Below are 16,492 nucleotides of genomic sequence, written 5' to 3' on the forward strand. Positions count from 1 at the left end.
AGGAATCTACCCTTTCGCGCCTCTCTCGGGGGCGGTGCGGATCAGGGGCGCAGGCGGGCGACGACCTCGGCGACCGGGACGACCTCGCGGTCGCCGGTGCGGCGGTCCCAGAGCTCGACCTGCCCGTCGGCGGCCCCGCGGCCGACGATGACGATCTTCGGCACGCCGACGAGCTCGGCATCGCCGAACTTCACGCCCGGCGAGACCTTGGGGCGGTCGTCGTAGAGCACGTCCAGACCGGATGCCTCGAGATCCGCCGACAGCTGCGCAGCGACGTCGAACACGACGACATCACGGCCTGCAGCGACCACGTGCACGTCGAACGGAGCCACCGATGCCGGCCAGATGAGGCCCTTGTCGTCGTTGTTGAGCTCGGCGATGATCGCGAGGATGCGGGTCACGCCGATGCCGTAGGAGCCCATCGTGACGGTGACGAGCTTGCCGTTCTCGTCGAGGACCTTGAGGCCGAGGGTCTCGGCGAAGAAGCGGCCGAGCTGGAAGACGTGCCCGATCTCCATGCCGCGCGCGAGCTCGACCGGGCCGGAGCCGTCCGGTGCAGGGTCTCCCGCGCGCACGTTCGCGACCTCGACGAACCCGTCGCCGGCGAAGTCCCGCCCGGCCACCAGCGTGTGGACGTGCTTCTGGTCGATGTTGGCGCCGGTGATCCACGCGGTGCCGTCCGCCACGCGCGGGTCGAGCAGGAAGCGGATGCCGGTGGCCGACTCCTCGCCGAGCACCGCGCCGGTCTCGGACCACGGGCCGATGTAGCCCTTGACGAGCAGCGGGTGCTTCTCGAAGTCCTGGTCGGTCGCGGGCTCCACGGCGGCGGGCGCGAAGGCGACCTCGGCGCGCTTGTCGTCGATGTCGCGGTCACCGGGTACACCGACGATCACGAGTTCCCTGGTGCCGTCGAGGTGGGTGAGGGCGAGCACCACGTTCTTGAGGGTGTGCGCCGCTGTCCACGACAGCGCGCCGTCGGTCGCCGGTCCGGCGATCCCCGAGGCGGGGGCGTCGAGGTGGGCGTTCGCGTGGTCGACGAGCGTCTGGATCGTGGGCGTGTCCGGCGAATCGAAGATCACCGGTGCGCCCAGCCCGTCGAACCGGATCGGCGACGGAGGGGTCGTCGTATACGCCTCCACGTTGGCGGCGTAGCCGCCGGCCGAGCGGACGAACGTGTCCTCGCCGACGGGGGTCGGGTGCAGGAACTCCTCCGACCGCGCGCCGCCCATCAAGCCGTTGTCGGCCGCGACGATGACGTATTCCAGTCCGAGCTGCTGGAAGATCCGCTCGTAGGCGTCGCGCTGCGACTGGTACGAGGCATCCTGACCCTCGTCGGTGTAATCGAACGAGTACGCGTCCTTCATCGTGAACTCGCGGCCGCGCAGGAGTCCGGCACGCGGGCGGGCCTCGTCGCGGTACTTGTCCTGGATCTGGTAGATCGTCAGCGGGAGGTCCTTGTACGACGAGTACAGGTCCTTCACGAGGAGCGTGAACATCTCCTCGTGGGTGGGCGCGAGCAGGTAGTCGGCGCCCCTGCGGTCCTGCAGCCGGAAGATGCCGTCGCCGTAGGAGGTCCAGCGGCCCGACGCCTCGTAGGGTTCGCGCGGCAGCAGTGCCGGGAAGTGCACCTCGTAGGCGCCCGCGCTGGTCATCTCGTCGCGGATGACCTTCTCGATCTTCGCCTTGACCTTGAGCCCCAGCGGCAGCCAGGTGAAGATGCCCGGCGCGGCCCGCCGGATGTAGCCGGCGCGCACGAGCAGCCGGTGGCTCGTGACCTCCGCGTCGGCGGGGTCTTCACGGAGCGTGCGGAGGAAGAAGTGCGACAGACGGGTGACCACGAGGGTCAAGTCTAGGGCGAGCGGATGCCGCGGCCTCTCCGGGCAGCGCGGGCGTGCCTCGCCGCTTCCCGGAGTCAGGGGCGCATCAGCGCGAGCACCACCGCGGTGAGCGGCAGTGCGTCGGTCGTGCTCCGGATGATGTCGGGCGTCACCATGAGGACGTTGACGCCGTCGGTCGCGACGATCACGGAGCCGGATCCCTCGTAACGGTCGAGCCCGGGGGCGACGACGGCGGCCTGTGCCCCGTCGACCGTCACCGGCTGCGCGTCCGTCGCGTCGAGCGCCGTCTGGAATGCGATCGCGCCGCCGGGGACGACGTCGACCCGGACGACCTCACCCGAGGTCGTGTCCCCGCTCCCCGAGGTGAAATGCAGCTCGCACCAGTTCGTGACGCCCGCGAAGAGCGCGATGCCCTCCAGTCGCTCGGTCGCCTCGCCGCCACTGCTCTGTCCGAGCAGTGCGATCCGCTCGAAGCCGTAGACCGCCGGGTCGATGGATGCGACGATCGCGGCGCAGTCGGGCAGCGCCCACCACTCGGCCGTACGGGCCGCGGGGCTCGGGGCCGGGTGATCGGCCAACCGGCGCGACGCCTCCGCGAAGAGCCCGGCCACACCGGCCGCCGTCACGGAATCCTTCTCGCCCCCGGCACGGACGACCATCCAGGTGCCGCCGACGACGCCCGCCTCCGTGCACTCGACGCGCGTCCCGTCCTCCGTGACGGGCACGCACCCGGTCGCGGTGCCGGACCGCAGAGCGTCGCCGACCACGGCCTCGGGATAGGCCATCAGGTGTGCGGTGGCCGCCAGGTACACGCCGTCCGAGACCCAGACGCAGTCGATGCCCCCGAGGACCTCGTTCGCGCCGGTCTTCCAGCGGTAGTCCGACAGCATCATGTCGATCTTGGCGACCGCCTCCACGTCCGCCTCGTCGAGCGCGTTCTCGCATTCTCCGGCGAAGGGAGTGACGCCCGCAGCCGGCGCAGACGGAGTGCTGGGTGCGGGTGTCGGAGTCGGCGTCGGGGTGGGCGTCGACTCGGGGGTCGGCGAGGGAGACGGCGTCGGCCGGGTCTCGCTCGTCGTCGGCGCGGGCGCCGGCCGCGCGTCGGACCCGAGCAGGGCGGCGGTCGTGATGGCTCCGCCGCTCACCACGCCGATCAGCACGAGCGCGATCGCGCCGGCGGCGATCCGCATCTGGCGCTTGCCCGCGGGGCGGATGCGCTGCGCGCCCGCCAGAACGAGATCGCGCATCTCGATGCGCTCGTTCGGGGTGAGGTCGTCGTTCATGCCCATGCTCCCTCGATCGAAGCCATGTCTTCGCGTAGCTTTGCCTTGGCGCGGGCGAGCCGCGACTTCACGGTGCCCACAGGGATGCCGAGTGTCTCGGCCGCCGCCCGGTCGGGATAGCCCTCGAGGACGGTCAGTACGACGACGCTCTGCTCGCGGGCGGGCAGTCTCTTCAGGGCGGCGAGCACACCGGTCTCGTCCGGACCCTCCGGTGCTCCAGGGTTCGCCGCGACCGGCGTCCGGGCGAGGAGCGACCGGTAGCGGCGGCCGGAGCGCTCGAGATTGCGGGCGCAGTTCGAGACGGTGTTCAGCAGCCACGGCAGTGGCGAGCCGTCCACGAGGCGCACCGATTCGCGCTTGCGCCAGAGTTCGAAGAACCCGATCGTCACCGCATCCTTGGCGTCCTCTCGCGCTGTGAGCAGACGGCGAGCGTGCCGGAAGAGACGTGCCTCGTGGCGGTCGAACAGCATCGCCAGCGCGGCCTCGTCGCCGGCCAGGACCCGCTCCCAGAGGGAGGCGTCGTCATCTTCCATACTCTGTAGTGTCCGGGTTCGCGTGGATGGTTCATATCCCATTGGGCGGCGGCCGGAGAAGCGCGAGATCATTCCGCCTGCCGCACCATCGGCCCGGTCGTCTGCCTACACTGAGCGGGTGCCCGCACGTCGCCCCAGAGTGGTCCCGGCACGGGCCCACGACGACCTGACCGAATCGCTCGCGCAGCTGCGGACGGAGCTCGACCTGCAGGCCGGCTTCCCGGCGGAGGTCGAGGCCGAAGCACAGCAGGCGGTGCGCAGCGTCCCGACCGAACCGGCGGCCGCGCAGCTCGACGACCTTCGCGACATCGAGTTCCTCACGATCGACCCCGCGGGCTCCACGGATCTCGATCAGGCGCTGCACCTCGAGCGCACGGCGACGGGCGCGGTGCTCCAGTACGCCATCGCCGACCTGCCCGCCTTCGTGGCACCGGGTGGCGCCGTCGACGGCGAAGCGCGTCTGCGCGGGCAGACGCTGTACGCGGCCGACGGCCGGATCCCGCTGCATCCCGTCGCCCTCAGCGAGGACGCGGCCTCGCTGCTGCCGGGGCGGGAGAGGCGTGCGTTCGTGTGGCGCTTCGTGCTCGACGATGGCGCACGCCCGGTCGAGACCACCCTGCGCCGCGCGGTGATCCGCTCCCGCGCCCAGTGGACCTACGTGGATGCGCAGGCCGCCATCGACACCGGCACCGCGCCGGAAGCGCTGCGAGCGCTCGCGTGGTTCGGGCCGCTGCGCCGGGAACGCGAGGCGGAGCGCGGCGGCGTGAGCCTCAACGTTCCGCAAGCCCGCATCGTCGCCGACGATCACGGATACCGCCTCGAACGGGAGGCGCCGCTCGCCATCGAGGACTGGAACGCGCAGGCCTCCCTGCTGACGGGCATGGCGGCGGCAGAACTGATGCTCCGCGGTGGCGTCGGCATCCTCCGCACCATGCCCGCCGCTGAGCCCGATGACATCACCGCGTTCCGTGCACAGACGGTGGCGCTCGGCATCCCCTGGCCGCGAGATGTCTCGTACGGCGACTATCTGCGCTCACTCGACCGCGATCTGCCGGCGGCGCTGGCGATCCTGGATGCCGCTGCCGGGCTTTTCCGCGGCGCCGGCTACGTGGCCTTCGACGGCGACCCGCCTGCCGATCCTCTGCAGGCAGCGATCGGTGCGCCGTACGCGCACGCCACCGCTCCCCTGCGCCGACTGGTCGATCGCTGGTCGCTCGTCACGTGCGAAGCGCTGGCGAATGGGCGTGAGGTTCCGGAGTGGGTGCGCGAGGCCCTCCCCACCCTTCCGAAGATCATGGCTCGTAGCGACGGCGTGGCGAACCGGCTGGATGCCGCCACGCTCGACAGGGTCGAGGCCGCGCTGCTCTCACGGCACGAAGGGCAGGTCTTCGAGGCGGTGGTGCTCGGCCGGCGCAACGACGGCGCTCGGGTGCAGCTGACCGATCCTCCGGTGACAGCGAAGGTGACCGGCCTCGACGCCGCCCCGGGCGAGACGGTGCACCTGCGTCTCACGCGCACCTCGATCGCGACCGGCACGATCGTGCTGGAGCCGACCGCCTAGCCTGGGTCGTGACGACGGAATCGTCCGTGTCCACTGACCGCCCGGGCCCGCGGATCTCGGATCGGCGGAATAGCCGCAGCCCTCGAGCGCTTGCATGACTCCACTGCATGCTCCGCGCTGCACCCCGCACATTGCACACCGCACACCGTTCGCACCCGCTGATCGGGATGCCGCACCCGAGGAGTCCCATGAACGACAGTGCCGGCGACACCACCACCGCCATCGCTGCCGTCGACGGAGACATCGACACGCCAACGCCGGTCGCGCCGCCCTCGGTGCACGTGCGCGCAGTCGTGACGTGGCTGGCGATCTTCCCGCTGGTGTCGATCGGCATGCTCCTGCTCGGACCTGTCTCGGACTCGTGGCACCCGATCCTGCGCGCGCTCGTGCTCACGGCTGTGGTCGTGCCGCTCGCCGTCTACGTCGTCGTGCCGCGCCTTCTCCGCGCCTATCTGGCGCTCAGCCGCCGACAGGTCGCCCGGCGCCGGTGAACCGGTCGCTCGTCAGCGCGAGCGGCGACCCGCGTGGAGCACCTCGCGCACCACGAGCCCGGCCACGAGAGCCCAGAACGCCGCGCTGACACCCGCGATGGCGACCCCCGACGCCGCGACGAGGAACGTCACCACGGCGGGCAGCCGCTCCCCCGGGTCGTCGATCGCCTGCTGCACGGCCGACCCGAAGGCGCCGAACAGCGCGATGCCGGCGACCGCCGGGATGACGGCCTCCGGAGCGACCACGACCAGCGCTACCAGCGCCGCCGACAGCCCGCCCAGCACGATGCCGGCGGCGCCGGTCGACACGCCGGCGATCCAGCGTCGCTTCGGATCGGGATCGGCGTCGGGCGCCGCGGCGAGCGCCGCGCTGATCGCCGCGAGGTTGATCGCGTGCCCGCCCGCCGTCGCGCCGATCGCGGTGCCGACGCCGGTGACGAGCATCGCCGGCCGCCACGGCACCTCGTAGCCGAAGCTGCGCATGATCGCGACGCCCGGCACGTTCTGCGACGCCATCGTCACCAGGAAGAGCGGCAGCGCGAGGCCGACGACGGCTCCGAAGGTGAGCGTGGGCGCCGTGAGCTCGAGCCGCGGCACGAAGAGCGCCGGGTCGATCGTCGCGCCCGTGACGGCGACATCCACCCCCACGACCACGGATGCCGCGACGAACGCGAGCGGCACGGCCCACCGGGGTGCGATCCGCACGAACACCAGCCACGTCACCACGACCGGCACGACGCCCCACGGGTTGACCACGAGGCCCGTGACCGGCGCGAGGCAGAGCGGAAGCAGCACGCCCGCGAGCATCGCCTGGGCGATGGAGGGCGGGATCCGGGCGATGAGCCGGCCGAGCTGCGGCCACAGCGCGGTCAGCAGGATGAGCGCCGCCGTCACCAGGAAGGCCCCGACCGCCGCCGGCCATCCGCCCTCGACCGAGCCCGTCGCGGCGAGCACGGCGGCGCCGGGTGTGGACCAGGCGACCGTGATCGGCATCCGGTACCGCCAGGCGAGGAGGATGGCCGAGGTGCCCATGGTGAGGCACAGCACCAGCAGTCCGCTCGCCGCCTGGGCGCGCGTGGCGCCGACCGCGTCGAGCCCCGTCAGCACGACCGCGAACGAGCTCGTGACACCGACCAGCGCCGTCACGATCCCCGCGACGATGGGGCGCGAGAGGGGCGCGACTGCCTCCGAAGGCGCGGCGGCGCTCATGCGTTCTGCCGACCGCGGTAGACGGCGGTCCGGAGCTCGACCTCCCAGACGTCGCGCGCGGGCATCCCGACCTCGTGCGCGACGGCGACCTCGGCGTCGACGTCGTACGGCACGCGCACGAAGCGCACCTCGAACGGCGCGGGCGCGGTCGCGCCGAGCACGCCCTCGAGGATCACGTAGCTCGGCGTCGGCTCGTCGAGCGGATTGCCGACGCTTCCGGTGTTGAAGAGCGTGCGGCCGTCGCGCGACTCGAGGTACGCATCGTGGACGTCGCCGTAGCCCACGACCGTCGGTGCCGGGCCGTCGCCCGTCATGGCCGTGGCGCGGAACATGCCGTCGAACTCTTCATCGGTGTGATGGAAGCGCACCCGCACATGCGGGCTCGCGGCCGACGCATGGAACAGCCGGATGCGGCGGCCGCTCATCACGAGGTCGTGGCTGAGCCCGAGACTGCCGAGCCACTGCCGCTGTGCGGCAGAGAGCTCGTCCCGCCACCACCGCATCTCCTCCGGCTGGTCGTCCCCGACGGTGCCGATGAAGTCGTCCCAGTTGCCGCGGATGTTGACCTCGCACACCTCGCGCAGCCGGTCGCAGGCGGCCGCACCCCGCGGGCCCTTGCCGATGTTGTCGCCCAGATTGAAGATCCGACGGATGCCGTGTCCGGCGATGTCGTCGAGCACCGCCTCCAGCGCAGTCAGGTTGCCATGGACGTCGGAGATGACGGCGATCCGGTCGAGAGGCACCTTCGGATCATGCCACGGCTGGCGGAGCGAGAGCGGTGTCAGCGCTCGAACTCGGCGAGCGCGTCGGCGATCATGCGGTGGCCCTGCGCCTCGAACGCCTCGTCGCCCACCTGATGCGCCCAGCAGGCGGTGCCGATGGCTTCCCGCAATCTCAGCAGGAGCCAGTGAGACGGCCCGGAGGCGCGGTCGGACGGGCCGGAGCCGAGCTTCGGATCGCGGCCGTACCCCTCGAAGAACGCGGTCTCGCAGGTGGGATTCTCACGCCATTCCTGCGCCGCGAGCCGCACGAAGTCCGTCGCGGCCGGGCGGAAGGCGAACCTGCCGAAGTCGATCACCCGCACCACGCCGCCGTCCACGAGCCAGTTGCGGGGCTGCCAGTCCCCGTGCGTCGGAACGAGGTCGTCCTCGACCGGCGGCAGCGCGGCGAGCGCGTGACGCAGCCGTGCCTGCATTTCCGGCGCGATGGCGTCGGACGTGTCGAGCCAGCGCAAGGCGCGACGCGTGGCAGCGGCATCCGTTCCGTCCGACGGGCGGGAAGCCTGGTCGTGGAACCGCCGCAGGAGCTCTCCCGCGCGCCGGTGCACCCCCGGGTCCACTCCCGCAGGCGTCCGGTACGCGAGCACGCCGGGCAGCCAGTCGAGCACCAGCACACGTGCCGCGCGGTCGGCGTGCAGCAGAAGCGCCGCATGCCCGCCGTGCTGCCACGGTGAGACGAACCCGCCCTCATGAGCGTCGAGCTCGCGACCCATGTGGTGGTCGGCGTCGCCGGACGCCTTGACGATCAGCTCCCGCTCGGCGTGCCGCACCCGCAGCACGACTGTCTCCACCTGGTTCCAGCTGAGGTCGGCGACGACCTCGGCTCCCGGCAGCCACTCGTCGACCCGAACCCGCTGCACGGCCGAGAGCCGGCCGAAGCCCATCAGGACGTGACGACCTGCGCTGTGCCGACTGCCGCGTCAGGGCCCATCTCGGCGGCGAGGCGGTTCGCCTCCTCGATGAGGGTGGCGACGATGTCGGCCTCGGGGACGGTCTTGATGACCTGCCCCTTCACGAAGATCTGCCCCTTGCCGTTGCCGGAGGCGACACCGAGGTCGGCCTCGCGGGCCTCGCCCGGCCCGTTGACGACGCAGCCCATGACGGCCACGCGCAGCGGCACGGTCATGTCCTTGAGGCCCTCGGTGACGTTGTCTGCCAGCGTGTAGACGTCCACCTGGGCACGGCCGCACGACGGGCACGACACGATCTCGAGCTTGCGCTCGCGCAGGTTGAGGGACTGCAGGATCTGGTGGCCGACCTTGACCTCTTCGGCGGGTGGCGCCGACAGCGAGACGCGGATCGTGTCGCCGATGCCCTCGGCGAGCAGGATGCCGAACGCCGTCGCGGACTTGATCGTGCCCTGGAACGCGGGGCCGGCCTCGGTCACGCCGAGGTGGAGCGGCCAGTCGCCCCGCTCGGCGAGCAGGCGGTAGGCCTTCACCATGACGATCGGGTCGTTGTGCTTGACCGAGATCTTGAAGTCGTGGAAGTCGTGCTCCTCGAAGAGGGATGCCTCCCACACGGCGCTCTCGACGAGCGCCTCAGGGGTCGCCTTGCCGTACTTCTCGAGCAGGCGCCGGTCGAGCGAACCGGCGTTGACGCCGATGCGCAGCGACACCCCGGCGGCCTTCGCCGCGGCGGCGATCGCGCCGACCTGATCGTCGAACTTGCGGATGTTGCCCGGGTTCACGCGCACCGCGCCGCAGCCGGCGTCGATGGCCTGGAACACGTACTTGGGCTGGAAGTGGATGTCGGCGATCACCGGGATCTGGCTCTTCGCCGCGATGATGTGCAGCACATCGGCGTCGTCCTGCGACGGCACCGCCACGCGCACGATCTCGCAGCCCGAGGCGGTGAGCTCGGCGATCTGCTGGAGCGTCGCGTTGATGTTGGTCGTCGGCGTCGTCGTCATGGACTGCACGCTCACGGGGGCGTCGCCGCCCACCAACACCTTGCCCACCTTGATCTGGCGGGTCTTGCGACGGGGGGCGAGCGTTTCGGGGACCTTGGGCATCCCGAGATTGACGGCTGGCACGCCCCCAGCCTACGCGGCACGGAGCCCGCGGGGCCCGGCGTCGCCGGGGAGGAGCCTGCCGAAGTGCTGAGCGGATGCCGCGACCGATGAGACCCGCTCGCGTGCCGGTGCGTCGCGCAGACGGTGTATCTTCCCGCCATGAGCCTGAGCCACCACCTCGGACGCATGACCGGCAGGGACCCGAACGAGGCCCATCGGGCAGCGACCCCGCTGGAGCTGCTGTTCGACCTGACCTTCGTCGTCGCCTTCAGCCAGATCTCGTCGCAGATGGCCCACTACCTGGAGCTCGGCCACGTCTCCTCGGCCCTCATCGGGTTCGCCTTCGCGACGTTCGCCGTCACCTGGGCGTGGATCAACTACTCGTGGCTGGCGTCGGCGTACGACACCGACGACGCCTACTTCCGCGTCTCGACGCTGGTCGTGATGGTGGGCGTGCTGATCGTGGCGCTCGGCGTGCCGGACGTGTTCCACTCCATCGACGACGGCGACTATCTGAACAACACCGTCATGGTGGTCGGGTACGTCGTCATGCGCGTCGCGACCATCGCGCTCTGGATTCGCGCCGCCGTGCAGGACGAGAAGCGGCGCAAGACCTGCATGGCGTACATCGTGAACGTCTCCATCGCTCAGCTGGGCTGGATCGTCCTGATCTTCCTCAATCTGCCCGTCGGCACGACGTTGGTGTTCACCACGCTGCTCATGCTGTTCGAACTCGCGGGACCGCTGTTCGCCGAGAAGCGATTCGGACCGACGCCCTGGCATGCCCACCACATCGCCGAGCGCTACGGACTCCTCGTCATCATCACCCTGGGCGAGGTCATCCTCGGCACCATCCTCGCGATCTCCGCGGTCGTGCAGGACGACGTCTGGTCGCTGGAGGCCGCCCTCATCGCCTTCGCCGGGACCGCGCTGGCGTTCGGCATGTGGTGGAGCTATTTCGTCATCCCGTTCGGCGAGGTGCTCGCGCATCATCGCTGGCGCGGGTTCCTGTGGGGCTACCTGCACCTCTTCGTCTTCGGATCGCTGATCGCCGTGGGCGCCGGGCTCCACGTCGCCGCGAACGTCATCTCGCACCACGCGCACGTCGATGAGACGTTCGCCGTGCTGAGCATCGCGATCCCGGTGCTCGTCTACGAGACCTTCCTGTTCGGCATCTACGCGCTGACCGTCATGCAGTTCGACCCGTTCCACATCTGGCTCTACGTAGGCTCGGTCGCGTTCCTCGCCGCGAGTGTCGTGGCCGTCGTGGCCGGCGCGTCGCTCGGGGTGGCGCTGCTGCTCATCGCGTGCGCACCCGCCGTGGTGGTGGTCGGCTACGAGACCGTCGGCTGGCGTCACGGAGCCGAGATCCTGGAGCGCGCGCGACAGACGTAACCTCGACGGCGGCGGCCGACGGGGGCCACGAGCGGTGTGGTAGGTTCGGCGCATGTCCGCACGCCTCACCACCTGGTGGCTCACCGCATAGGCGGTGGGTTTCGCGCGACCCAGACCGCCCTCGGGGCGGTCTTCTTCTTCGTAAGGGATGCCTCCCCCACGACGAAAGAACCAGAGCCATGACCGGGCCCGCCCACCCCTCGCTCCGCGAGATCGCCGACCGCGGCATACCCTTCGCCCTCATCGCCCGTGATGATGCGACCGTCGAGCTGCTCACGGGAGACGTCGTCGACGTCGACCTGCTGTCCGACATCCCGCTCACCGATGACTCGGGAGCACCGCGAGAGGTGCTGGCCCTGGTGCCGTTCCGACAAGTCCGCGAGCGCGGGTTCGAGTGCCACGACGACGGAGCACCGCTGCGCTGCCTCATCGTCCGCGAGCGGACAGCGCTCCCCCGCGACGAAGCTCTCGCGCAGTTGCCCACCGAGCCGGTCGCGCTGCAGGATGCGGGCTTCGACATCGCCGACGAGGAGTACGCCGACATCGTGCGGCGGGTGATCGCCGACGAGATCGGGCGCGGCGAGGGCGCCAATTTCGTCATCCGCCGCGACTTCACCGCGGGCGTGTCGACGGATGCCGCCACCGCCGCCCTCACGTGGTTCCGGGCTCTCCTCGAGCACGAGCGCGGCGCCTACTGGACCTTCGCGGTCGTCACGCCGGGCCACGTGGCCGTCGGCGCGAGCCCCGAGGCGCACGTCAGCGCCCGTGACGGCGTCGTCACCATGAACCCGATCTCGGGGACGTTCCGCCACCCCGACGGGGGCGCGACCGCCGAGACGCTCACCGAGTTCCTCCGCTCCACGAAGGAGACCGAGGAGCTGTTCATGGTCGTCGACGAGGAGCTCAAGATGATGAGCGCCGTCTGCTCCGACGGCGGCCGCATCACGGGCCCGCACCTCAAGGAGATGTCGCGGCTCACCCACACCGAGTACGTCCTGCGGGGACGCAGCCGGCTGGATCCGCGCGACATCCTCCGCGAGACGATGTTCGCGCCGACCGTGACCGGCTCACCCATGCAGAATGCGTGCACGGTCATCAGCCGGCACGAGACGACGCCCCGCGGCTACTACTCCGGCGTGGCGGCGCTGTTCACCCCCCGCCTGACCCTCGCGGCCGACGAGGCGACGCACGACCTCGACGCCCCGATCCTGATCCGCACCGCGTACCTTCAGGACGGCCGCCTGCGCGTCCCGGTCGGTGCGACGCTCGTCCGCCACTCCGACCCCTACGGCGAGGTCGGTGAGACGCACGGGAAGGCGGCCGGAGTGCTCGGCGCGATCGGCGCCGTGCCCCGTGACGCCGCAGCAGAAGCCGCCGTCGCCGCGCCGGCGAAGGGCACCGTGGCGAACCTTGCGGTGGCGGATGTCGCGGCGGCACACGTCATCGACGAGGACGCCCCCGCCCCCGCCCCTCGCCGGCTCGCCGACGACCCGGCGATCGCCGAGCTGCTGGCCTCGCGCAACGGGCGCCTCGCCGAGTTCTGGCTGAACCCGCAGGGCGCCGATGGTCCCGCGCCGTTCGCGGGCCGGTCGGCACTCGTCGTGGACGCCGAGGATCGCTTCACCACGATGCTCGCGCATCAGCTCCGCCATCTCGGACTCGAGGTCGAGATCGCGCCGTGGGACGCGGTCACCGACGCGCAGGTCGATGGGGCCGAGCTGCTGGTCTCGGGACCGGGGCCGGGCGACCCGCGTGACGCGTCGAGCCCCCGCATCCGCCGCATGCGCGAGGTCGTCGCGCGACGACGGGAGGCCGGCCGGCCGCTCCTCGCGGTGTGCCTCAGCCACCAGATCCTCGCCGACACGTTCGGGATCGGTCTGGCACCGCTCGACGCGCCGCACCAGGGACTTCAGAAATCCGTCGACGTGTTCGGGATGCCCGCATCCATCGGCTTCTACAACACCTTCACAGCCCGCGTGCCCGCCGGCACCACGCGCGCGGGCGAGGCGGAGATCGCGGCCGACGCCGCGGGCGATGTCTACGCGCTGCGCGGTCCGGGCTTCGCGTCCGTGCAGGGGCACCTCGAGTCGATCCTGTCGCGCGACGGCATGACGACGCTGCAGCGCCTGGTCGCCCAGGCCCTCACGCCCGTCACCGCCTGAGCCGGGGCATCCGCCGCTCCACGGCATCCGTCCGCCCGCGGGAGCCCCCCTCCCCGCGGTGCCGTGCGAAATATACCCTCTCGCGATTCCCTGGCACCGGAGTCGCGAGAGGGTATATTTCCGCGTCAGATGAGCGAGACGGGGTTGAACAGGTCGGCGAGGATCAGGATGCCGCCCATCACCAGCAGTGCGATGAAGACGGCGAAGGTCACCGGCACGAGCTTGGTCGCATCGACCGGCTTCGGCGGCGGCCGGTTGAACAGCTTCGCCCACGCGCGCTTGAGTCCGTCCCACAGCGCGACGGCGACGTGCCCGCCGTCCAGCGGCAGCAGCGGGATGAGGTTGAAGACGAAGAGGGCGATGTTGAGCGACGCCAGGAGCGAGAGGAACCCCGCGACCCGATTCAGGATCGGCGAGTCCGCTGCGGCCACCTCGCCGGAGAGCCGCCCGGCCCCCACGATGCTGAGCGGGCCGTTCGGGTCGCGCTCTTCGCCGGTGACGAGGTCGACGCCCGTCTCCCACACCTTCGCGGGAAGCTGCCAGATGATCCCCGCGACGGCTCCGACGTTCTGCAAGGCCATCTGCGGTCCGGCCAAGATCGGCTGTGTGACGTAATCGACGGACGGGCCGATGCCGACGAAGCCGATCTCCTCGGTGCTGGTCGTGCCGTCGGCGGCCGTCACCTCGGCCTGGATCGCCGCAGGCGTCACCTGCAGACTCTGCTCGGTGCCGTCGCGCTCGACGACGAACGTCAGCTGCTCGCCGGGTGAGGAGCGGATGATGGCGGTCGCCTCGTCGAAGTCCGCGACCGGCTCGCCGTCGATCGACACGATCGTGTCGCCGGCCTGGATGCCCGCCTCTTCGGCGGGGGCGGCGGGCGCGGATTCGGCGCATTCGCTCGAGCTCGTGGTCGGGACGCACTCCGAGAGCCGGGCGACGGTGGTCGTCGCGGTCTGCACGCCGATGCCCGTCAGGAGGATCGCGAACAGCACCATGGCGAACAGGAGGTTCATGACCGGGCCGCCGAGCATCACGACGATGCGCTTCCAGACCGGCAGGCGGTAGAAGACGTGTACGTCATCGTCGCCGTGCACCGTCTCGTCGTTGGCGTCGCGGGCGTCCTGCACCATCGTGGCGAAGAAGCCGCCGGCGGCGCGTCCACCCCGGCTCGCGGCCTGGGGAGAGGGCGGATACATCCCGGCCATAGAGATGTAGCCGCCCACCGGGAAGGCCTTGAAGCCGTACTCGGTGCCGCGGATGCGTCGGGACCACAGCGTGGGCCCGAAGCCGATCATGTACTGGCCGACGCGGACGCCGAACTTCTTCGCGGGCCACAGGTGGCCGAGCTCGTGCAGCGCGATCGACACGGCGAGGCCCACGACCATGAGCACGACACCGATGACGAACGCGAGGATCTCCACACGCCCACGGTACCCGCGTGATGCTTTGAGTTGGGTGTGACGGTGCACGCGAGGGCTGCCGGCTCCTCCCCTAAGCTCGAGGCGAGGAGGAGCCGTGACCCCACGCCACGTGCGCGCGCTGCGCGGCACTGCCGCTGCGTGGGTTGCCACCGTCGTCGCCGCCACTGCCCACACGCTCGCGGGCGGCGGAGCGCCCTCCCCCGCACTGGTGGCCGCCGTCGGCATCCTCGCCTCGCCGTTCGCTGTCGGCCTGATCGGGCGGCGCCTGTCCGCGTGGCGCGTGGGTGCGACCGTGGTCGCGAGCCAGGCGCTCTTCCACGTCGCCTTCGCCGTCACGGCCGACGCTGACGCTGCGGCGCTGCACGGGCACCACGTGACCCACCTCGGCGGCGATCTGAGCGCCCTCGTCGTCCCCGACGCACCCATGCTCGCCGCCCATGTGCTCGCCGCGTTCGGCACCGTCCTGGCACTCCACGGCGGAGAGCGGATGCTGCGCGCCCTGGGCAGCGGCATCCGATCGATCTTCACGCGGGTGCGGGCCATCGCGTCGCGTGTGCCCACGCCGAGGCTGCCTGCCGCGCAGGCACCCACGCGCGGTGCCGCGCCGCGCATCCTCCTGTCCGACGTCTCACGGCGCGGACCACCCGCCTTCGTCTGAGCGGCGCCTCGAGCGCCGCACCCGTCGCCGGCCGCGCCCGATGCGCACGCCGGATTCACCCGCGTACGCGCACTCGCCGCGACGCGTCGTTCGGCCGTCCGCGCCGACGACCTCGACGAAAGACGAAAGCACACTCATGACCACGCACTCCCCCCTGTCCCGCAGCCGCCGCATCGCGATCGGTGCGACCGCCGGCCTCGCCCTGGCGCTCGGCGCGCCACTCGCCGCGTCCGCGCACGTCCACGTGAACCCCGGGACGGCGTCCGCCGGCGGCACCGAGACGCTCGCGTTCTCGTTCTCGCACGGCTGCGACGGCTCCCCCACGACCGCCCTCGCCATCGACATCCCCGACGGAGTCGGCAACGTGACGCCGGCTGTCCAGGGCGGCTGGAGCATCACGCGCGAACTCGGCGCGGACGGCGTGCCGACCCGCGTCGTCTACACCGCCGCCACCCCCGTCGAGGACGGCCTCAAGGCGACCGTCTCAATGGATGTGCTCTTCACCGAGGACGCGGCCGGCACGACGCTCGCCTTCCCGGTGACGCAGACCTGCGCCGAGGGCGAGACGGCGTGGACGCAGATCGCCGAGGAGGGTGAGGACCCCCACGACCTCGACGCACCGGCGCCGCTGGTCGAGGTGGGCGCCGTCGCGGCCGACACCGGCCACGACACCGCCGCGGCCACGCAGCACACGGCCGACGAGGACGCCGAAGCCAGCGCCGAGACGGCGGATGCGGCATCCGCCTCCTCGGCCGACCCGGTCGCCCGCTGGCTCGCCGCCGGCGGACTCGCCGCGGGGCTCGCAGCGCTCGTGATCGTCCTCGTGCGCGGCCGCCGCAAGGCCTGACCCGGCAGGGCCGTTGGCCCGCGGGCGACGCACCGCCGCCCGCGGGCCCCTCTGCCCGGGCCGTTGAGCGAGCGAGGAACGAACGTCGCACGGGTTCCGGTCGTCGAGCGAGCGAGGAACCAACGTCGCACGGGTTCCGGTCGTTGAGCGAGCGAGGAACCAACGTCGCACGGGTTCCGGTCGTTGAGCGAGCGAGGAACGAACGTCGCACGGGTTCCGGTCGTTGAGCGAGCGAGGAACGAGCGAGACGAAACGCCCCGCACACGGCGCAGACCGTCGACTCGAGGTGTTTCGTCTCGGT

General features: G+C 71.3%; 14 protein-coding genes. 6 read left to right on the plus strand and 8 right to left on the minus strand.

Features of this window, described 5'->3' with window-relative positions:
* Positions 1-41: 41 nt before the first annotated feature.
* The 3 genes from B1729_RS17745 to B1729_RS17755 all read right to left on the minus strand — a co-directional run bounded on the left by B1729_RS17745 (position 42) and on the right by B1729_RS17755 (position 3,654).
* A complete protein-coding gene (locus B1729_RS17745; protein WP_163617952.1) occupies positions 42-1,838 on the minus strand; it encodes a proline--tRNA ligase in 1,797 nt (598 codons plus the stop codon).
* Positions 1,839-1,912: 74 nt separating this feature from the next.
* On the minus strand, positions 1,913-3,121 hold the full coding sequence (locus tag B1729_RS17750; RefSeq protein WP_163617953.1) for a hypothetical protein: 1,209 nt from the start codon (positions 3,119-3,121) through the stop codon (positions 1,913-1,915).
* Entirely contained in the window at positions 3,118-3,654 is a 537-nt protein-coding gene (locus B1729_RS17755) for an RNA polymerase sigma factor (protein WP_163617954.1), read from the minus strand. Before B1729_RS17755 ends, B1729_RS17750 begins: the two co-directional genes overlap by 4 nt.
* Before the next feature lie 118 nt (positions 3,655-3,772).
* On the opposite strand from B1729_RS17755, the gene B1729_RS17760 reads away from it, so the two are divergent.
* On the plus strand, positions 3,773-5,215 hold the full coding sequence (locus B1729_RS17760; RefSeq protein ID WP_163634098.1) for an RNB domain-containing ribonuclease: 1,443 nt from the start codon (positions 3,773-3,775) through the stop codon (positions 5,213-5,215).
* Between the two features lie 188 nt (positions 5,216-5,403).
* Positions 5,404-5,706: a hypothetical protein gene (locus tag B1729_RS17765; RefSeq protein WP_204318963.1), complete on the plus strand. Its 303-nt coding sequence runs from the start codon at positions 5,404-5,406 to the stop codon at positions 5,704-5,706.
* A gap of 12 nt (positions 5,707-5,718) precedes the next feature.
* Here B1729_RS17765 and B1729_RS17770 read toward each other — a convergent pair whose 3' ends face one another.
* From B1729_RS17770 to ispG, 4 genes are read right to left on the minus strand one after another with little or no spacing between them, the layout of a single operon-like run.
* Complete coding sequence (locus tag B1729_RS17770; RefSeq protein ID WP_163617956.1) at positions 5,719-6,915, minus strand: benzoate/H(+) symporter BenE family transporter; 1,197 nt, start codon at positions 6,913-6,915, stop codon at positions 5,719-5,721.
* Positions 6,912-7,658, minus strand: a complete 747-nt coding sequence (locus B1729_RS17775) for a metallophosphoesterase family protein (RefSeq protein WP_163617957.1) — start codon at positions 7,656-7,658, stop codon at positions 6,912-6,914. The genes B1729_RS17770 and B1729_RS17775 overlap by 4 nt, the downstream gene beginning before the upstream one ends.
* Before the next feature lie 38 nt (positions 7,659-7,696).
* A complete protein-coding gene (locus B1729_RS17780; protein ID WP_163617958.1) occupies positions 7,697-8,578 on the minus strand; it encodes an aminoglycoside phosphotransferase family protein in 882 nt (293 codons plus the stop codon).
* Positions 8,578-9,729, minus strand: a complete 1,152-nt coding sequence (ispG, locus tag B1729_RS17785) for a flavodoxin-dependent (E)-4-hydroxy-3-methylbut-2-enyl-diphosphate synthase (RefSeq protein WP_204260065.1) — start codon at positions 9,727-9,729, stop codon at positions 8,578-8,580. The genes B1729_RS17780 and ispG overlap by 1 nt, the downstream gene beginning before the upstream one ends.
* A 138-nt stretch (positions 9,730-9,867) precedes the next feature.
* Between ispG and B1729_RS17790 the strand changes: the two genes are divergently transcribed.
* Positions 9,868-11,103 carry a low temperature requirement protein A gene (locus tag B1729_RS17790; protein WP_163634100.1) on the plus strand — a complete coding sequence of 412 codons (1,236 nt, stop codon included), beginning with the start codon at positions 9,868-9,870 and terminating at the stop codon, positions 11,101-11,103.
* A gap of 179 nt (positions 11,104-11,282) precedes the next feature.
* On the plus strand, positions 11,283-13,265 hold the full coding sequence (locus B1729_RS17795; protein WP_163634103.1) for a chorismate-binding protein: 1,983 nt from the start codon (positions 11,283-11,285) through the stop codon (positions 13,263-13,265).
* A gap of 125 nt (positions 13,266-13,390) precedes the next feature.
* Here the strand turns inward: B1729_RS17795 and B1729_RS17800 are convergent, their stop codons facing one another.
* Complete coding sequence (locus B1729_RS17800) at positions 13,391-14,686, minus strand: M50 family metallopeptidase (RefSeq protein WP_163634105.1); 1,296 nt, start codon at positions 14,684-14,686, stop codon at positions 13,391-13,393.
* A gap of 94 nt (positions 14,687-14,780) precedes the next feature.
* On the opposite strand from B1729_RS17800, the gene B1729_RS17805 reads away from it, so the two are divergent.
* A complete protein-coding gene (locus B1729_RS17805; protein WP_163634107.1) occupies positions 14,781-15,344 on the plus strand; it encodes a hypothetical protein in 564 nt (187 codons plus the stop codon).
* Positions 15,345-15,480: 136 nt separating this feature from the next.
* A complete protein-coding gene (locus B1729_RS17810) occupies positions 15,481-16,191 on the plus strand; it encodes a YcnI family protein (protein ID WP_163634109.1) in 711 nt (236 codons plus the stop codon).
* The last annotated feature ends 301 nt before the right edge of the window (positions 16,192-16,492 follow it).

It is taken from the genome of Microbacterium sp. B35-04 (assembly GCF_010634885.1).
Classification (GTDB): domain Bacteria; phylum Actinomycetota; class Actinomycetes; order Actinomycetales; family Microbacteriaceae; genus Microbacterium.

Bases quoted from the DNA above. Each gene is read 5' to 3' on its own strand.
- B1729_RS17750 (WP_163617953.1), bottom strand. From the start codon at position 3,121: ATGAACGACGACCTCACCCCGAACGAGCGCATCGAGATGCGCGATCTC.
- B1729_RS17755 (WP_163617954.1), bottom strand. From the start codon at position 3,654: ATGGAAGATGACGACGCCTCCCTCTGGGAGCGGGTCCTGGCCGGCGAC.
- B1729_RS17765 (WP_204318963.1), top strand. From the start codon at position 5,404: ATGAACGACAGTGCCGGCGACACCACCACCGCCATCGCTGCCGTCGAC.
- B1729_RS17770 (WP_163617956.1), bottom strand. From the start codon at position 6,915: ATGAGCGCCGCCGCGCCTTCGGAGGCAGTCGCGCCCCTCTCGCGCCCC.
- B1729_RS17780 (WP_163617958.1), bottom strand. From the start codon at position 8,578: ATGGGCTTCGGCCGGCTCTCGGCCGTGCAGCGGGTTCGGGTCGACGAG.
- B1729_RS17790 (WP_163634100.1), top strand. From the start codon at position 9,868: ATGAGCCTGAGCCACCACCTCGGACGCATGACCGGCAGGGACCCGAAC.
- B1729_RS17795 (WP_163634103.1), top strand. From the start codon at position 11,283: ATGACCGGGCCCGCCCACCCCTCGCTCCGCGAGATCGCCGACCGCGGC.
- B1729_RS17810 (WP_163634109.1), top strand. From the start codon at position 15,481: ATGACCACGCACTCCCCCCTGTCCCGCAGCCGCCGCATCGCGATCGGT.